At 69.3% G+C, this 13,746-nt stretch carries 14 protein-coding genes; 7 read left to right on the top strand and 7 right to left on the bottom strand.

Annotated features, from left to right (window positions below; translation table 11 throughout):
- The first annotated feature begins 118 nt into the window (after window positions 1-118).
- Genes ACXIZN_RS36185 through nicT form a run of 3 tightly spaced genes read left to right on the top strand, consistent with a single transcriptional unit; the run spans window position 119 to window position 3,152 of the window.
- Entirely contained in the window at window positions 119-1,117 is a 999-nt protein-coding gene (locus ACXIZN_RS36185; RefSeq protein WP_225949385.1) for a MurR/RpiR family transcriptional regulator, read from the top strand.
- 17 nt (window positions 1,118-1,134) lie between these two features.
- Window positions 1,135-2,064 (top strand): N-acetylmuramic acid 6-phosphate etherase, encoded by a 930-nt coding sequence (locus tag ACXIZN_RS36180; protein ID WP_457959366.1) that lies wholly within the window; start codon window positions 1,135-1,137, stop codon window positions 2,062-2,064.
- A complete protein-coding gene (nicT, locus tag ACXIZN_RS36175; protein ID WP_457960686.1) occupies window positions 2,061-3,152 on the top strand; it encodes a Nickel transporter NicT in 1,092 nt (363 codons plus the stop codon). The genes ACXIZN_RS36180 and nicT overlap by 4 nt, the downstream gene beginning before the upstream one ends.
- 95 nt (window positions 3,153-3,247) lie before the next feature.
- Here the strand turns inward: nicT and ACXIZN_RS36170 are convergent, their stop codons facing one another.
- Window positions 3,248-4,417 (bottom strand): MFS transporter, encoded by a 1,170-nt coding sequence (locus ACXIZN_RS36170; protein ID WP_457959365.1) that lies wholly within the window; start codon window positions 4,415-4,417, stop codon window positions 3,248-3,250.
- Between the two features lie 52 nt (window positions 4,418-4,469).
- On the opposite strand from ACXIZN_RS36170, the gene ACXIZN_RS36165 reads away from it, so the two are divergent.
- Window positions 4,470-4,775, top strand: a complete 306-nt coding sequence (locus ACXIZN_RS36165) for an ArsR/SmtB family transcription factor (protein WP_192744002.1) — start codon at window positions 4,470-4,472, stop codon at window positions 4,773-4,775.
- Here ACXIZN_RS36165 and ACXIZN_RS36160 read toward each other — a convergent pair.
- Window positions 4,752-5,609, bottom strand: coding sequence for an extracellular catalytic domain type 1 short-chain-length polyhydroxyalkanoate depolymerase (locus ACXIZN_RS36160; RefSeq protein ID WP_457959364.1), 858 nt, complete (start codon window positions 5,607-5,609; stop codon window positions 4,752-4,754). The two genes, ACXIZN_RS36165 and ACXIZN_RS36160, sit on opposite strands and share 24 nt — an antisense overlap.
- 115 nt (window positions 5,610-5,724) lie before the next feature.
- Between ACXIZN_RS36160 and ACXIZN_RS36155 the strand changes: the two genes are divergently transcribed.
- Together ACXIZN_RS36155 and ACXIZN_RS36150 are read left to right on the top strand one after the other, a co-directional pair.
- Window positions 5,725-6,996, top strand: a complete 1,272-nt coding sequence (locus tag ACXIZN_RS36155; RefSeq protein ID WP_457959363.1) for a tannase/feruloyl esterase family alpha/beta hydrolase — start codon at window positions 5,725-5,727, stop codon at window positions 6,994-6,996.
- Window positions 6,997-7,000: 4 nt separating this feature from the next.
- Entirely contained in the window at window positions 7,001-7,585 is a 585-nt protein-coding gene (locus ACXIZN_RS36150) for a nitroreductase family protein (RefSeq protein WP_457959362.1), read from the top strand.
- Here the strand turns inward: ACXIZN_RS36150 and ACXIZN_RS36145 are convergent.
- The 5 genes from ACXIZN_RS36145 to ACXIZN_RS36125 form a co-directional block, all read right to left on the bottom strand.
- A complete protein-coding gene (locus ACXIZN_RS36145) occupies window positions 7,563-9,398 on the bottom strand; it encodes a helix-turn-helix domain-containing protein (protein ID WP_457959361.1) in 1,836 nt (611 codons plus the stop codon). The genes ACXIZN_RS36150 and ACXIZN_RS36145 overlap by 23 nt on opposite strands.
- Window positions 9,395-10,711, bottom strand: a complete 1,317-nt coding sequence (locus ACXIZN_RS36140; RefSeq protein ID WP_457959360.1) for an MFS transporter — start codon at window positions 10,709-10,711, stop codon at window positions 9,395-9,397. Before ACXIZN_RS36140 ends, ACXIZN_RS36145 begins: the two co-directional genes overlap by 4 nt.
- A 187-nt stretch (window positions 10,712-10,898) precedes the next feature.
- The gene (locus tag ACXIZN_RS36135) at window positions 10,899-11,657 is read right to left on the bottom strand and encodes a 3-hydroxybutyrate dehydrogenase (RefSeq protein WP_257483231.1); all 759 of its coding nucleotides are present in this window, start codon (window positions 11,655-11,657) and stop codon (window positions 10,899-10,901) included.
- A gap of 159 nt (window positions 11,658-11,816) precedes the next feature.
- A complete protein-coding gene (locus ACXIZN_RS36130; RefSeq protein ID WP_457959359.1) occupies window positions 11,817-12,548 on the bottom strand; it encodes an oxidoreductase in 732 nt (243 codons plus the stop codon).
- The gene (locus ACXIZN_RS36125) at window positions 12,545-13,042 is read right to left on the bottom strand and encodes a phosphoribosyltransferase (RefSeq protein ID WP_457959358.1); all 498 of its coding nucleotides are present in this window, start codon (window positions 13,040-13,042) and stop codon (window positions 12,545-12,547) included. The genes ACXIZN_RS36130 and ACXIZN_RS36125 overlap by 4 nt, the downstream gene beginning before the upstream one ends.
- 115 nt (window positions 13,043-13,157) lie before the next feature.
- On the opposite strand from ACXIZN_RS36125, the gene ACXIZN_RS36120 reads away from it, so the two are divergent.
- Window positions 13,158-13,736 carry a GNAT family N-acetyltransferase gene (locus tag ACXIZN_RS36120; protein ID WP_457959357.1) on the top strand — a complete coding sequence of 193 codons (579 nt, stop codon included), beginning with the start codon at window positions 13,158-13,160 and terminating at the stop codon, window positions 13,734-13,736.
- Window positions 13,737-13,746 lie beyond the last annotated feature (10 nt).

Here is a 13,746-nt window from a genome sequence, read left to right as displayed (position 1 = left end):
CCTCGTTAACGGCCTCGACCTGGTTAGCGACTTTCTGGTCAACGATTAATCGCAAATCGAATCCGCAGACACGGATAGGTTGCGATCTTCCCGAAGGGTGTGGGTAGCCTTGTCGCAGATGCCAACGGTTAGTAACTTTCCCACGGTGGGCGATACCGATTCCGTAATCGCGGCCGCACCGTCCGAGGCCGTGCCGGCGCAGCCGACACGGGACGCCGACGCGAGCCCGCTCGTCCGGATCCGCTCGCTCCTGCCCGGGCTCGCCCGGGCCGAGCAGCGCGTCGCGAAGGTCGTCCTCGACGACCCCGCCCAGGTCGCGCGGCGCAGCATCACCGAGGTCGCGCTCGCGGCGAACACCAGCGAAACCACCGTCACGCGGTTCTGCAAGGCGGTCGGTGTCGGCGGGTATCCGCAGCTCAGGATCGCCCTGGCGGCCGACACCGCGCGTTCCGAGGCGCGGTCGACCCGCAACCTCGGCGGCGAGATCGGGCCGGAGGACGACCTGGCCGCCGTCATCGGCAAGGTCAGCTTCGCGGACGCGCGTGCCGTGGAGGAGACCGCCGACCAGCTCGACGTCCCGTCGCTACAGCGTGTGATCGACATCGTGGCCGGCGCGGGCCGCGTGGACGTCTACGGCGTGGGCGCGAGCGCGTTCGTCGCCGCGGACCTGCAGCAGAAGCTGCATCGCATCGGGCGGGTCAGCTTCGCCTGGTCGGACACGCACATCATGCTGACCTCGGCCGCCGTGCTGAGCCCCGGAGACGTCGCGATCGGCATCTCGCACACGGGCGCGACCACGGACACCGTCGAGGCGCTGCGCGTGGCCCGTGAGCACGGCGCGATCACCGTCGCCGTGACGAACTTCCCGCGCTCGCCGATCACCGAGGTCGCCGACCACGTACTGACCACGGCCGCGCGGGAGACGACGTTCCGCTCGGGTGCGACCGCCAGTCGCATCGCGCAGCTGACCGTCATCGACTGCTTGTTCATCGGTGTCGCGCAGCGGCACATGGACGCGTCGGTCAACGCTCTCGACGCGACCAGGGACGCGGTTGGCTCGCACCGTCTGGGCGTCCGGCCCGACGGCAGGCGGCGGCCGCGGGAAACCGGCAAATGAGCGAAAAAGTGAGGCGCATGATGACCGTCCCACGCCAGGTGGTGCACGTCGATTCGCCAACCGAACAGCGCAATCCACGGACGACCGACATCGACCTGATGTCGACCATGGGCATCCTCGGCGCCATCAACGCCGAGGACCGCCGGGTCCCCGAAGCCGTCGCCGCGGTGCTGCCGCAGGTGGCGCGGGCGGTCGACTTCGCCGTGGAAGCGCTGCGGTCGGGACACCGCGTGCATTACTTCGGGGCCGGCACCTCCGGCAGGCTGGCGACGTTGGACGCGGCGGAGCTCGTGCCGACGTTCAACGTGCCCGCCGATTGGTTCATCGCGCATCACGCGGGCGGCGCACGCGCGCTGCGCCAAGCCGTCGAAGACGCCGAGGACGACGCGAAGGCCGGAGCCGCCGAGGTGGCCGAGTCCGTCGCGCCCGGCGACTTCGTGCTCGGGCTGACGGCTTCCGGCCGGACGCCCTACGTCCTCGGCGCGCTGGCCGCGGCCGGCCGTCTCGGTGCCTGCACCGCACTGGTGTCGGGCAATCCGGCGACGGTGACGCCGCCGGGTGTCGACGTCCTCATCGCGGTGGACACCGGCCCCGAGGCGATCGCCGGATCGACGCGGATGAAGGCGGGCACGGCGCAGAAGATCATCCTCACCGCGTTCTCGACGGCGACGATGATCAAGCTCGGCCGCACGTACTCGAACCTGATGGTCAGCATGCGGGCGACGAACGCCAAGCTGCGCGGACGGACCATCCGGATCCTGCGCGAGGCCACCGGAATGAGCATGGCGGACTGCTCCGACGCGCTCACCGAGGCCGACGGCGACCTCAAGGTCGCGCTGGTCCATCTGCTGTCCGGCGATGACGTCGCGAGTGCGGCGAAGGCGCTGGCGGCCAACGATGGCCACGTACGCAAGGCTCTCGACTCCCTCCGGGTGCGCGCGAGCTGAACACCGGCGGACAGACCCGTTCATCCCGACGCCTCGCGCTCACGCGACGCGAACGGGTGTCCGTCGCCGGGATGGCAGGGTTCATCCTGCTGCTCAACGTCATCGGCTGGGGGGTCCTGACGCTTTTCGTGGCGCCGCGCCAGTACGAGCTCGGCGCCACGGGCGTGTTCGGGGTCGGCCTCGGTGTCACGGCGTTCGTGCTCGGGATGCGGCACGCTTTCGACGCGGACCACATCGCCGCGATCGACAACACCACCCGCAAGCTCATGGCCGACGGGCAACGGCCGCTTTCGGTCGGTTTCTGGTTCTCCCTCGGTCATTCGACGATCGTCTTCGTCCTGTGCCTGCTGTTGTCGCTCGGCGTGCGGGCGCTGGCCGGCGCCGTCGAGGACGACTCGTCGGCGCTGCACGAGGCGACCGGGCTGATCGGGACGTCGGTTTCCGCGGTGTTCCTGTACCTCATCGGGATCATGAACCTGGTGGTGCTGGTCGGCATCGTGAAGGTGTTCCGGCGGATGCGGCGGGGCGAGCTCGACGAAGCGGCGCTGGAGCGGCAGCTCGACAACCGCGGCTTCATGAACCGCTTGCTCCGTGGTGCCACCAAAGCGGTGCGCAAGCCTTGGCACATCTACCCGATCGGTGTGCTGTTCGGCCTCGGCTTCGACACCGCGACCGAGGTCAGCCTGCTGGTGCTCGCCGGTGGCGCGGCCGCGTTTTCGCTGCCTTGGTACGCGATCCTGGTGCTGCCGATCCTGTTCGCCGCGGGGATGACGCTGTTCGACACGGCCGATGGCTGTTTCATGAACTACGCGTACGGCTGGGCCTTCGCGAAGCCGGTGCGGAAGATCTACTACAACCTCACCGTGACGGCGCTTTCCGTCGCGGTCGCCTTGCTCATCGGGACCATCGAGGTCATCTCGATCATCACCGAGCGCTTCGGCATCACGACCGGGCCGCTCGCGGCGATCGGGTCGCTGAGCCTGGACTACGTGGGCTACGCGGTCGTCGCGCTCTTCGTGCTTACGTGGGTCTTCGCGCTCCTCGTGTGGCGCTTCGGGCGTATCGAGGAGCGCTGGTCGGTCGAATAACTCCCTGACCTGCGGAAAGGGAGCAAGGGACCTTTGCTACCGCTTCTCTCGACGTTGAGACAAGTGGTAGCAAAGGTCCCTCGCTCCCCTCCGGATCAGGCGGGCTGGGCCACCTTCGCCCGCGAAGGCACCGAAAGCGCGAAGCCCAGCAGAGCGACGAAGGCGGCCACGGGGCCGACCCACCAAACACCCGCCGAGGACAGGACGACGCCACCCAGCGCGGCCCCGAGGGCGCCACCGGCGTAGATCGCGGAACCGTTGAGTCCCATGGCGACGGTCGGCGCGTCAGGCGCCAGCGAGAACAGCCGGTGCTGCTGCGGCACCATCAGCATCCCGCCGAACACGCCCGATGCCAGCGCGAAGACCAGCGAGCCGGGCAGGCTCAGCACGGCGACGTCCAGCAGCGTCAGTGTCACGACCGTCCCGATGAGCGAAATCGTGCGGACGCGCGCGGGCCCCAGTGAATCCGTGGCCCGGCCCGCGAAGGCGTTGCCTGCGATCTGCCCGATCCCGAAACCGACGAGCAGCCACGAGATCATCGCGCCCGCCGCCACCGGAGCCACCAGCACCGGCAAGTACACGAAGGCCGCGAAGCCCGCGGCGGTACCAAGAACGCTCACACCGAGCACACGCGCGATAGGCGGCCGCGCGACGACGGCGAGCCTGTCGCGCAACGACACCGTCGGCATCCGCAGGCCGGGCAGAAGCGGCACGAGCAGCATCACGACCAGCGCCACCACGCCGATCCCCCACATCACCGCGCGCCAGCCGAACCAGTTCCCGGCCAGCACCCCGATCGGCACGCCGAGCACCATCGACACGCTCATGCCGGCGGAGACCGTCGCCAGCGCGCGGCCGCGGCGCTCGTCCGACGCCAGCGCGCCGGCGAGAACGTAGGCGTTGGATTGGAACGCGGCCGCGCCGAGGGCGGCCAGCACACGCGCGACGGCGACCACGGCGAAGGACTCGCCGAGCGCCTGACCGGCCATGCCGATCGTGAACAGCACCATCCCCGCGCCGAGCACCCACCGGCGGTCGAGCCGTCCGGTGAAGGCCGCGATGAGCGGTGAGGAGACCGCGTAGGTCACCGCGAAAACAGTGGTCAGCTGGCCCGCGACCGCTTCGGAAACGCGCAGGTCGGAGGCGATGGTGGGCAACAGCCCGTTCAGGACGAACCCGTCGGTGCCGACGGTGAACGTACCGACGGCGAGTACCAGCAGAGCCCCCAGAGCGAGCCGATCATTAGATGATCGTCGAATCGTCATGCGAGGTATAGTGGCGGGACTATTCGATGACTGTCAAATAGTTTGGAGTGACGTGAGCAGCACGCTGCCGCAGCCGTCGATCGACGAGATCGAGATCGTGCCGGTGCTCCAGGCGCTCGCGGACCCCGTGCGCCTGGAGCTGATCCGCGCCCTGCGAAGCAATCCTTCGCCGCGAAGCTGCGCCATCTCCGAGTACGACGTCGAGATCAGCGCGCCGACGCTCTCCCATCACTGGAAGGTGTTGCGCGAGGCCGGCCTCACGACGACGTTCGTCGAGGGCCGGACCCGCTGGGTCGAGCTGCGCACCGAGGACGTCCACGCGCGCTTCCCCGGGCTACTGGACGCCGTCCTCGCCTAGCCGCCACTTCGCCGCGAGCTCGCCCGCGGCGCACACGCCGACATCCAGCAGATACGGCCCCGCCTGCCCACATCCGGCTCCCGGCGCGATCGGCTGACCGTGCCCCATCCCGGCGACGGCGTGCGTGTCGACGGCCGCGCCGACGTCGGTCCACTGCTCGGAAAGCTCACGCATGTTCAGCGGAGCGACCGTGTAGTCCGCGGTCCCGTGCCAGGCGCTGACCGGCGAACGCGGCCCCGTGCCCGCGGCGCGCACCTTGGCACCCCACTGCTTCGGCGTCAGATCCTTGCCGGGGTTCATGCAGGAGTACGCGTCGATCATCGAAGTCGCGCAGCCGTAAGGAAGCCCCGCGACGACACCGCCGCCCGAGAACAGCTCCGGATACGCCGCCAACATCACCGACGTCATCGCGCCACCCGCCGACAGGCCGGTCACGTACGTCCGGCTCCCGGCCGAGAACCGCGCCATCTGCGCGATCGACTCGGCCTCCCCGGATCCTCGCTTGATGTCGCCCGCCTGGAACCAGTTGAAGCACTTGTTGAAGTTGTTCACCGAAACCTGTTGCGGCAGAACGAGTTTGAACCGCAGCCGGTCCGCGAGCCCGACCCAGCCGGAGCCACGCGCGTACCCGGCCGCGTCCTGGGTGCAGCCGTGCAGCACGACCACCGCCGGACGTCCGGGCGGCAACCCGCCGGGAACGTATTCGAACATCTGCAACGCACCGGGATTGCTCCCGAACCCGGTCACCGGGCGGATCGCCGCCGCCTGTGCCGGAGTCGCGAAAAGAAGGGCCAATGCCGAAACCACCGCGCCGATGAGGAGTTTTCGCATCATTTCAGGGTAAAACCGACGGTATCCGCATCCCACGTGGGAGAACACCACAGCGGTGGCCCGTTTTGTGTGGCCACAACGGATACCGGCACGCGAAGACGCCGCTTATCGTCGCCCGATGCGGCTCTTACTGGTCCTCGCGATGATGGTGGCCCTGGCTGTGCCCGCCCAGGCGGCGGGCGGCTGCGGGAACGTGCGCGTTCCCGGGGCCGCGAAACAACAACTGTCCTGTTTGGACGATTTGACGACCACCGGCACCCTGGTCACCGGGCACACCATCCAGGCCGACTGGGCCGGGCTCACCTCCGCCGGTTTCCCCGCCCCCAAGGGTGTTCCCGGCATCCAGATCGACGGCTACTTCCCGGATTCGTCGACCGCCAACACGACGCACGGCTGGAACCACGACGCGCAGTTCGTGCTGCGGATGCCCGATCGCTGGAACGGCGGCCTCGTGGTCTCGGGGTCGCCCGGGGTGCGACGGCAGTACGCGAACGATCGCGCCATCGGTGACCAGGTCCTCGCCGCCGGCTACGCGTTCGCCGCCACCGACAAGGGCAACACCGGCGCGGACTTCCACACCGACGGACGCCGCCCCGGTGACGCGCTCGCCGAATGGAACTCGCGGGTCACCCAGCTGACGATCGCCGCGAAGGCCGCCGTCGCGCACCGCTACGGGCGCCTGCCGAGCCGCACCCTCGCGGCCGGGATGTCGAACGGCGGCTACCTCGTCCGCTGGCAGCTCGAAAACCGGCCATGGCTCTACGACGGCGGCATCGACTGGGAGGGCACGCTTTGGCACGAAGACGGGCCGAACCTGTTCACCTTCCTGCCGCCCGCGATCAAGGCCTATCCCGCGTACGTCGCCGGTTCCGCGCAAGCCCACCAGGAAATTCTCGACGCCGGTTTCGCGCCGGGCTCGGAATTCCTCTGGCCGTACCACAACGACGTCTATTGGGGCCTGACCCAGCGCATCTACCAGGCCGAATTCGATCCGTCGTTCACCGGAACCGACTACGACTACGCCACTCGCCCGGCGTCGGTGCACCGCGCGGTGGAACGGATCTCACTGACCGGCCGGATCGGCAAACCGCTGATCACCCTGCACGGCACTCTCGACACGCTCCTGCCGATCACCCGCGATTCCGACGTCTACCAGCGGATGATCGCCGACCAGGGCCGCGCCGGGCTCCAGCGTTACTACCGGATCGTCGACGGCACCCACGTCGACGGGTTGTACGACGCGTACCCGGACAAGCTGCGGCCCATCGGCCCGTGTTTCCGCACGGCGTTCACCGCGCTCGAAGGCTGGCTCGACGGCGTCCGCCCGCCCGCTTCGGCGACGATCCCACGCGCGAGCGGTGACCTGGCAACCACTTGCGCACTAAGCTGATCTGATGGAATTCCAGGACGTCGTACGACGCCGTCGCATGGTCCGGAAGTTCACCGGCGAACCCGTCGCCGAGGCGAGTTTGCAGCGCATCCTGCGCAACGCGCTCAAAGGCCCCTCGGCCGGTTTCTCACAGGGACAAGGGTTTCTCGTCCTCACCGGCGAGGAACTCGCGAAATTCTGGGAGTTCGGGGCGAGCTGGGCGCCCGAAACCGTGACCACGGCGCCGGTCGCGATTGTGCCGCTCTCGGTCAAGAACGCGTACCTCGACCGCTATGCCAAGCCGGACAAGGGGGTCGCCGACCGCGACGACTCGTGGTGGCGCGTGCCGTACTGGGACGTCGACACCGGGATGGCGACGATGCTGATCCTCCAGACGGCCGTCGACGAGGACCTCGGCGCGGTCTTCTTCGGGCTGGCGCCGGAAAGCGTGGAGCGGCTCCACAACGAGTTCGGCGTACCGGAGGATCACGACCCGATCGGTGTCGTGGCGCTCGGCCACGGTGCGGAAGCCGGGCCGTCGCCCGGCTCCTCGGCGACCAAGATCCCTCGCCGCGACTTCGACGACGTCATCCGTTTCGGTCATTGGTGAGGCGGTGCAGCCTGAGCGCGAGCTGGAGTTCCAGCGCGCGCTCGGGCGCCTGCCACTGCTCGCCCAGCAGCGACGCGATGCGGTCCAGCCGCTGCACGACCGTGTTGACGTGCACGTGGAGGAGGTCCTTCGCCCGCGTCAGGTTGCCGCCACAGGCGAAATACGCGCGGAGGGTGCCGATCAGATCCGTGCCGCGGCGTTCGTCGTAGTCGAGCACCGGCCCGATCGTGGCGGTCACGTACGCGCCGAGGTCGGCGTGCTCGCCGAGCAGCAGCCCGACGAACCCGAGGTCGGCCATGCTCGCGCCTTCACCTGCCCGGCCCAGCGCCAGCAACGACGCGACGCATCGCGCGGCTTCGGCGTGCGCCGCGGCCAGCTCCCTCGTTGACGCCGCCGGCCCTGCCGCCCCCACCGTCACCGGGCAGTCCATTGTGGACGCGAGTTCCGCGGCCACGGATCGCGCCAGTGCGCCGGGCTCCGCGCCACGAACCAGAAGGACCACCTGGTCGGCGTGCACCCCGACGAGGTCCGCGTGCCGCGAAGCCGCCGCTGCCAGCCGCCGCCGGGAGACGTCGTCGGCGTGCGCGACCAGCACCGCGTGCGATGTCGACAAATCGACCCCCAGGCGTCGACCACGAGCCAGCAGCGCGGCTGGATTGCGGCCCGGTGCGGTGAGCAGGTCCGACAGCAGCTCCCCGCGCACCTCGTCCTCGGCGCGTGCGACGGAACGCCGCTGCATCAGCAGCACCGCGGTGACCACGCCCGCCCGCTCGAACAGCCGCCGGTCGGCCTCGCCGAGCGACCGTCCGCCGCCGAGCACCAGGCTGCCGAGGAATTCCTGCCCCGCCTGGACCGCGCACAGCCAACCGTCCTCAGTGGACACAGCGCGCCCGCTCGTCCTGGACGCGGAAACCGCCGCACGCGAAAGGTTCAGCTCGCCGCCGGTCCGGGCGAGGACGACACCGTCGGCGTCGTAGACGGCGATCGCGCCGCCGAGCACGTCCGCGACCGCGGCGGCGACCTCGGCCAGATCACCGCCGCGCAGCACGAGATCCATCAGCCGGTCGTGGGCGTCCTCGGCACGGCGCATCGCGTCGTTGTGCGCGCTGATCGTCGCGTTGGCGGCGTTCAATTCGGCGACCGCGCGGCGCGTCTCGTCGAGCAGATGCGCGTTGTCCAGCGCGATCGCCGCATGGTCGGCCAGCGACGACAGCAGCGCGACCTCGTCGGGCGAGAACTCGCGGGTGCTCCGGTCGGAGGCGAACAGCACCCCGATGACCTTGCTGCCGATCGCCAGCGGCACCCCGAGGATCGCGGTCAGTCCCTCGTCGAGCACCCCGGTGTCGATCGAGGTGGTGTGGCGGAACCGCTTGTCGTTGAAGTAGTCCGCCGTCGCGTACGGCCGCGCGGTCTGCGCGACCAGCCCGCCGAGCCCCTCGCCCATGCCCAGCACGATGTCCTGGAACAGCGCGGAAACCGAGCCGTCGGTCACGCGGACGTAGGTCTTGCCCTCGGTTTCGTCGTTGAGGCTGAGATACGAGACGTCCACGCCGAGCAACGCCCGCGCCCGCCGCACGATCGACCGCAGGACGGCGTCCGGGTCGTCCAGCCGGGCGAGGTCGCTGGCCGTGTCGAACAGCGCGGCCAGCTCCGCCTCGCGCCGCCGGTGCTCAGCGACGGTGTCCCGGATCCGCAGCGCCAGCTCGGTGGCCTTCGGGTCGACGGGGACGTGCGCCAGCTGCTCGCTGCCCGCCCCGGAGGCGAGCAGTTCGAGCAGCCGGCGCAGCTGTGCGGAACTGTCCACAAGGGTCATGCTGACACGCGACCGCGCTCCGTGAGAACTTCGGAGTGCAGGGACTCGCCCTTGGTCTCACGGGCGGCGAGCAGGGCGATCACGGTCAGCACGCACATCGCGACCACGTAGAGCGAGACCGGGATCGTGCTGCCGAACTCCTTGAACAACGCGACCGCGATGAGCGGCGCCACCGCCCCGGCGGCGATCGACGACAGCTGACCGCCGACCGAAAGGCCGGTGTAACGCACCCGCGTCGGGAACTGCTCGGAGAAGAACGCGGCCTGCGGGCCGTACATCGCGCCGTGCAGCACCAGCCCGACGGTCGCCGCGAGAATGATGACGGCCGGGTTCTTCGTGTCGAGCATCGCGAAGAACGCGAAACTCCACAGCGCCATGCCGATCGCGCCGAACAGGTACACCGGCCGTCGGCCGATCCGGTCGGAGAGCATGCCCCATAAGGGAATGGTCAGGAAGTGCACGGCCGAACCGATGAGCACCGCGTTGAGTCCCGCCGATTTCGGCAAGCCCAGCCCGGTGGTGACGTAGACGAGGATGAACGCCGTGATCACGTAGTACGAGACGTTCTCCGCCATCCGCGAACCGATCGTTATCAGCACCGCGCGCCAGCTCTTGCGGAACACCTCGACGACCGGGGCGTGCGTGGTCGCGTTGTTCTTCTGCGCCGCGAGGAACACCGGCGATTCACTGACCGCGAGCCGGATCCACAGCCCGATCACCACGAGGACACCCGAGAGCAGGAACGGGATCCGCCAGCCCCAGCTGAGGAACGCCTCGTCGGACTGCGTCGCGGCGAGGATCGCCAAGACCGCCGTCGCGAGCAGGTTGCCGCCGGGAGCACCGCATTGGGGCCAGGACGCCCAGAATCCGCGCCGCTTGTCGTCGCCGTGCTCGGAGACGATCAGCACCGCGCCGCCCCATTCACCACCGAGCGCGAAACCCTGCACGAGCCGCAGGAGCGTCAGCAGGATCGGCGCCAGGACGCCGACCGTGGCGTACGTCGGGAGGATGCCCATCGCGCAGGTCGAACCGCCCATCAGCAACAGGCTCAGCACCAGCAGCTTCTTACGGCCGACGCGGTCGCCGAAGTGGCCGAACACCAGACCGCCGATCGGGCGGGCGAGGAAACCGACGGCGTAGGTCAAGAACGCGAGCAGCGTGCCGGTGAGCGGATCGTTGGAGGGGAAGAACAATTGCCCGAACACCAGCGCCGCGGCGGAGGTGTAGAGGAAGAAGTCGTACCACTCGATCGTCGTTCCGATCAGGCTGGCGCTGACGACCTTCGCGATCGAGCCACGGTTCTGGGTGGTCACCGAAGACGTCCTTTCGTGAGAACTTGTTGGCGGAGCTGGATCCGGAAGACGGCCGAGCGTGAACCCGCCCGGCCGAAGGCCCCGCTATCGCGGTGGCAGGGCGCCCTATCGCCATCGTGAGTGGACGACCAGGCAGCACCCTGCCGACGTCGATCGCGGTCGCGGGTTCCTCGGGAGACACTGGGGTTCACGCGGCGGTCCAGCCGCCGTCGAGGGGGATCGAGGTACCGGTGACATGGGCGGCGTGCTCGCCGGACAGCCAGAGCACGCACGCGGCGACGTCGGCGGGTTCGATGAGCCGCTTGATCGCGGAACGGCGCAGGAGGACCTGTTCGATCACCGCGTCGCGTTCGAGGCCGTGCTCCTCGGCCTGCGCCTGGAGCTGACCGGTGACCAGCGGCGTGCGGACGTAGCCGGGGTTGACGCAGTTGCTGGTCACGCCGTGCTCCGCGCCTTCGAGCGCGGTGACCTTCGAGAGGCCTTCGAGCGCGTGCTTCGCGGTGACGTACGCGGATTTGAACGGGCTCGCGCGGAGGCCGTGGACGCTGGACATGTTGACCACGCGCCCCCAGCCGCGGTCGTACATATGCGGCAGCGCGCGGCGGATCAGCAGGAACGGCGCGGTGACCATGAGCGCCTGGATGCGGGTGAACGTCTCCGGCGGGAACTCGTGGATCGGCGCGATGTGCTGGAAACCGGCGTTGTTGACGAGGATGTCGATCTCGGCGGGCAGGGTCTCGACGGCCTGGCCGTCGGTGAGGTCGACGACGTGCGCGATGCCGTTGACGTCGGCCGCCGCCTTCTCGACGGCGTCGTCGATGTCGGCGAGGTGGACCTTGGCCCCCGCCTCGGCGAGCGCTTCGGCGCAGGCCAGGCCGATCCCGCTCGCCGCGCCCGTGACCAGCGCGGATTTACCGGCCAGATCGCTGTGATACGCACCACTCATGCCCGACGACGTTAGGTCGCCCCGGGCACTTAGACCATGTGGCTACGCCCCACACCTATTCAAGATCCCATGTGGGTCTACCCCACTCTCGCGTTTCGCCCTCTGGATGCGGTAGTTGGCATCGCGAACTACCGCATCCAGAGGACGAAACGCGGGGAGTCAGCCGGCGGCGTCGGAGATGGACTTCGCCTCGCGAGCGCCCGCCTCGAACGCTTCACACGAAAAGAGCAGCCAACTCCGGACGCCCTCCGGGGTCCCGGAGCTGAAGGCCGAAGCGGCCTCGAGGTACTTCGGCACCCGCCGGAAGTACGCCACCTCCGGCACCGTCAGCGCCTTCGGGTCGAGCCCCGTCGCCACCGCCGAAAGCCGGGCCGCCGCCCGCGCGACGACACCGTCCGCGGAGCCGAAAGGCTTGAGCGCCAACAGTTCCCCGTGCACGACGGCGGTCAGCACCGGCCCCGGCACCGACGTCGCGCCGGTGACCAGTTGCGCCAGCATCTCCAGCCGCGGCCCGACGTCACCGGACGACCACGGCCGCCCCAGCGCGTCGGAGCCCGTGACCAGATCCGACGCGGCAAGAACGTGCAAGCGCGCCAACGCCTGCAACGGCGCGCGCCGCCACGTCGGGAGGAGGCCCTCCAGCGCTTCCGCGACCCGCAGCGCGCCAGCCAAGACCGGATCGGTCACTTCACCGGATTCCGGCAGTTCGGGCGCGGCGCCTTCGATCCCGGCCGACGCCCGCGCCGACCGCACAGAGGCTTCGGCGGCCGTCGCCGCGCCGCCACGCAGGTTGGCGGGCAGCCGGTGGACGGCGAACACCGCGTCCTGAGCCGATTTCGCGGCCGCGGCGACCCCTTCGAGGTCCAGCAGCGGCTTCAGCGGATCCGTCACGCGTCCAGCACCTGGCCCGCGCGCCGCACCACGGGCGCCTGCACCGACCACGGGAAGTTGATCCAGCGGTCCGTGTGCTTCCAGACGTACTCGCATTTGACCTCGGAGCGCGGCTTCTCGTAGACCACCGCGCAGCGCACCTCGGCGACGTGGTCGGCGCAGAAGTCGCGGACCAGCTTCAAGGTCGCGCCGGTATCCGCGACGTCGTCGGCGACGAGCACCTTCTTCTTCGTCAGGTCGACGACGTTCGGCACCGGCGGCAGCATCACCGGCAGGTCGAGCCGCTGGTCGACGCCGGTGTAGAACTCGACGTTCATCACGTGCAGGTTCTTGACGTCCAGCGCGTAGCCGAGCGCTCCCGCGACGAACAGCCCGCCGCGCGCGATCGACAGGACCAGGTCCGGCTCGAAGCCGTCGTCGGCGACGGCCTGCGCGAGCTCCCTGCCGGCCGTCCCGAACAACTCCCAAGTGAGCTCTTCCCGCTCTTCGGCCATGCCGCCTCGCCTTCGTCGATCGTTCCCGCGAGCATAGGCAACGCGGTAGTGGCCTTCTCGAATGCTTCGAAACTGGCTATCCAGTAAGGCCATTGCCGGTCGTAACGTCAAGGTCGTGACCGACTGGAACGCCCATGCGACCTTGACCGGCGAACGCGTCCGCCTCGAACCGCTCACCCGCGACCACACCAAGGGCCTGTACGCGGCGGGCTCCGACCCGGCGATCTGGACCTGGCTCAGCCTCCGGCAGCCGCGGGATCTCGCCGCGGCCGAAGCGATGGTCGACGACATCCTCGCCGACGCCGACCGCCGCGCCTGGGCGCAGATCGACGCGCGCACCGGCGAGGTCGCGGGCACGACGTCGTTCTACGCGATGAGCGCGCGCCACAAGATCGTTTCCATCGGCCACACCTGGATCGGTTCCGAATGGCAGCGGACCGGACTCAACCGCGAGTCGAAACTCCTGTTGCTGCGCCACGCTTTCGACGACCTCGGCGCGAACCGAGTCTCGTGGGAGACCGACATCCGGAACCTCAAGTCACAGAAGGCGATCGAACGTCTCGGCGCGCAACGGGAAGGGGTGCTGCGCGCGCATCGCGTGCGGCCCGACGGAACCGTCCGCGACACCGTCGTCTACTCCCTCACCGGACCAGAATGGCCGGCGGTCCGTACCGCTTTGTCCTCAAGCGTGTGAATGCCGCGCG

Source organism: Amycolatopsis sp. TRM77291, assembly GCF_054166285.1.
Note: the sequence above shows the minus strand (reverse complement) of the source record. Positions and strands in the feature narration are given on the sequence as shown.

Excerpts from the sequence above, each read along its gene's own strand:
- ACXIZN_RS36185 (WP_225949385.1), top strand. The coding sequence starts at position 119 with ATGCCAACGGTTAGTAACTTTCCCACGGTGGGCGATACCGATTCCGTA.
- ACXIZN_RS36155 (WP_457959363.1), top strand. The coding sequence starts at position 5,725 with ATGCGGCTCTTACTGGTCCTCGCGATGATGGTGGCCCTGGCTGTGCCC.
- ACXIZN_RS36170 (WP_457959365.1), bottom strand. The coding sequence starts at position 4,417 with ATGACGATTCGACGATCATCTAATGATCGGCTCGCTCTGGGGGCTCTG.
- ACXIZN_RS36125 (WP_457959358.1), bottom strand. The coding sequence starts at position 13,042 with ATGGCCGAAGAGCGGGAAGAGCTCACTTGGGAGTTGTTCGGGACGGCC.
- ACXIZN_RS36160 (WP_457959364.1), bottom strand. The coding sequence starts at position 5,609 with ATGATGCGAAAACTCCTCATCGGCGCGGTGGTTTCGGCATTGGCCCTT.
- ACXIZN_RS36135 (WP_257483231.1), bottom strand. The coding sequence starts at position 11,657 with ATGAGTGGTGCGTATCACAGCGATCTGGCCGGTAAATCCGCGCTGGTC.
- ACXIZN_RS36150 (WP_457959362.1), top strand. The coding sequence starts at position 7,001 with ATGGAATTCCAGGACGTCGTACGACGCCGTCGCATGGTCCGGAAGTTC.
- ACXIZN_RS36180 (WP_457959366.1), top strand. The coding sequence starts at position 1,135 with ATGATGACCGTCCCACGCCAGGTGGTGCACGTCGATTCGCCAACCGAA.
- ACXIZN_RS36145 (WP_457959361.1), bottom strand. The coding sequence starts at position 9,398 with ATGACCCTTGTGGACAGTTCCGCACAGCTGCGCCGGCTGCTCGAACTG.